Source organism: Streptomyces kebangsaanensis (assembly GCF_001906585.1).
GTDB lineage: Bacteria > Actinomycetota > Actinomycetes > Streptomycetales > Streptomycetaceae > Streptomyces > Streptomyces kebangsaanensis.
The window spans coordinates 1-1,243 of sequence record NZ_JUJA01000047.1; the positions used below are offsets into that span (position 1 = coordinate 1).

Annotated in this window: 1 protein-coding gene and 1 pseudogene; both read left to right on the forward strand. The window is 65.2% G+C overall.

The annotated features are described in order from the left end of the window. Positions 1–929: IS3 family transposase (locus RH94_RS06960; RefSeq protein WP_079188869.1), on the forward strand; the 929-nt coding region annotated here is incomplete at its 5' end. A 47-nt stretch (positions 930–976) separates the two neighbouring features. After that, a pseudogene (locus RH94_RS42620) lies at positions 977–1,243 on the forward strand (hypothetical protein); the annotation flags it as partial.

Here is a 1,243-nt window from a genome sequence, read left to right on the forward strand (position 1 = left end):
TAGCGTTCATCGACGAGCACAAGGGCCGCTTCGGCGGCGTCGAGCCGATCTGCCGGGTCCTCACCGACCACGACTGCAAGATCGCCCCGTCCACCTACTACGCCCACCACAAGCGCCAGGCCACGCCCGCGGCCCGCACCGTCCGCGACGCCGAGCTCAAGACCCTCATCACAAAGGTGTACGAGGCCAACTACCGTGTCTACGGCGCCCGGAAGATCTGGCGGCACCTGAACCGCCAGGATGTCGCGGTGGCCCGCTGCACCGTCGAGCGCCTCATGCGCGAGCTCGGCATCACCGGAGCGGTCCGCGGCAAGAAGGTGATCACCACGATCCCCGACGCGAGTGCGGAACGGGCTCCAGACCTCGTGGACCGCGACTTCGTCGCCCCGGCCCCGAACCGCTGCTGGGTCGCCGACTTCACCCACGTCGCCACGTTCGCCGGCGTCGTCTACGTCGCCTTCGTCGTGGACACCTTCTCCCGCCGTATCGTCGGCTGGTCCGCGGCCACTTCGAAGGAGACCCGACTCGTCCTGGACGCCCTCGAGATGGCCCTCTGGCAACGCGACCGAGATCAACGATCCCATCAGAAAGGCGAGTTGATACATCACTCCGATGCCGGGTCGCAGTACACATCGTTCGCGCTCGCCGAGCACCTCGACCGGGCAGGCATCGCCGCGTCGATCGGATCGGTCGGCGACGCTTACGACAATGCCCTGATGGAGTCCACGATCGGCCTGTTCAAAACTGAGTTGATCAAGCCCCGTCGGCCCTGGAAGACACTCTCCGAGGTCGAACTGGCCACCGCCGAATGGGTCGACTGGTACTGCCACCGCCGACTGCACGGTGAGATCGGGCACATCCCACCCGCCGAATACGAGACCAACTACTACCTCGAAACCACGAAACCCCAGGTCACAGTCACAACCTAGAGTCTCGATCAAACCCGGAACGGTTCACTTCGCCTGGTGCACGGGCCGTGGACTTGCGTGTTGAGCCGGTTGATGACGTTCTCGAACACGTGGAGCGGTCCCTTCAAATGCAGTTGCTCCGTGACACCGTGGTGTGCAAGCGGCGCTCGGTTGGGGCGCGGACAGACCGTGGAACGTGGGTGAGGGTTGAGCGGCGCAGCTTCGACCGGATCGGAGCACAGGGCTGGAACGGCACCGAGGCCGCAGCGGTCTTGCATGGAGTGTCTATGCCGAAGTGGTATGCGGGGCTGGCGTGGCGTGAGCGGGACGAGCCG